Genomic DNA, 1,316 nt, shown 5'->3' with positions numbered 1-1,316 from the left:
CGATGCAGCCGTGGTTGGTGACGTCCTCGGCAATGAGCTCTAGCCCCAACGCCGCAAGGTGGCTATAAAAGACGCTTGCCCAGTACCCTTCGTAGTGGGCAATCGGGTTTGCGCGGTACCAGTCGTGCGGAATACTCGCATAAAGGCGTTCCAGGTGGTGGCGCAGTTGGGTGAGGTCGGCGCGCCTGAGCGCTTTGCGTAGCGTCGGGATCCCTTCGGCCCAGTCGCTGTCTTCTGGTAGCCAGGCGTGGAGGATCGCGTGGTTGAGCGCGATGCGCACTTCTTGGTTGGGTAGGCGCAGGTAGTATTCGGGGAGCCCTGGGCTCGGGATGCGTTCGGCAAAGGTCAGGTACCCGGTCTGCCACAGCAGCGCTTCGGCACGCATCCGGTCGACGTCAAACGCCGACAGAAGCTCTTCGGTGGCAAAGAGGCGCTCAAGCTTCGGGGTGAAGGTGCGGTGCGCACGCAGCCATTCGATCAGGAATGTGGGCGTGCCCGTTTCGAACCAGTAGGGGCGAAATTGGCGCTCTTGAAAGAGGAGCAGCAGGTCGAAGGGGTTGTAGACCGCTTCTCCCAGCCAGTTGTAGCCGTTATACCAGTGGCGGATCAGACTACGATCTAGCCCCGCTAGCTCCGGGGCAAAAACGGTCTCGAGGTCCTCTTCGGTGTAGCCGCAGATCGCCGAGTATTCGGCGGAAACGGTGATGTCGCGTAGGTTATTGAGCCCCGAAAAGATCGAAACCTTGCTGAATTTAGAGACGCCGGTGAGAAACGCAAAGCGGATGTGCGCATCTTGCCCTTTGATCACCGAGTAGAGGTTGCGTAGCCCTTCGCGCATCGCGCGGGCAACGTCAGGAGTAGTGAGGTTATCCAGAATCGGTTTGTCGTATTCATCAACCAGCACCACGACGCGCTCGCCGTAGCGAGCGTGCGCCCCTTCGATGAGGCAAATGAAGGTTTCCGCTATGTCTGCGTCAAGAGGAAGTTCCACGCCAAGCGTACGGGCGTTGTGCGCAAGAAGCGACCGAATGCGTCGATCAAGCTCAGCGCGCGTCTCCAGCCGCCCTTCGGCAAAACTGAGCCGCACCACCGGGTAGCGCACGTTCCAGTCCCAGCGGTCGTGAATGTAAAGCCCACGAAAGAGCGGCTCATTTCCAGCAAACAGCTCCGCAAGCGTGTCGAGAAAGAGGCTTTTGCCAAAGCGCCGCGGGCGGGAGAGGAAGTAGTGGGTGCCGCTTTCGATGAGGCGCAGCGCATACGGGGTCTTGTCGACGTAGTAGTAGGCGTCGTGCTCGCGGATTTTCGCAAAGGTCTGG

The 1,316-nt window shown here is 59.9% G+C and carries 1 protein-coding gene; it reads right to left on the bottom strand.

The window, feature by feature from the left end:
* Window positions 1-1,316 (bottom strand): ATP-binding protein (locus tag KUL93_RS11190; RefSeq protein ID WP_217127115.1); only part of this gene is annotated, 1,316 nt, incomplete at both ends.

Source organism: Hydrogenophilus thiooxidans, from assembly GCF_019049855.1.
Classification (GTDB): domain Bacteria; phylum Pseudomonadota; class Gammaproteobacteria; order Burkholderiales; family Rhodocyclaceae; genus Hydrogenophilus; species Hydrogenophilus thiooxidans.
The sequence above is the reverse complement of the archived record's forward strand: the minus strand, read 5'-3'. Positions and strand labels throughout refer to the sequence as shown.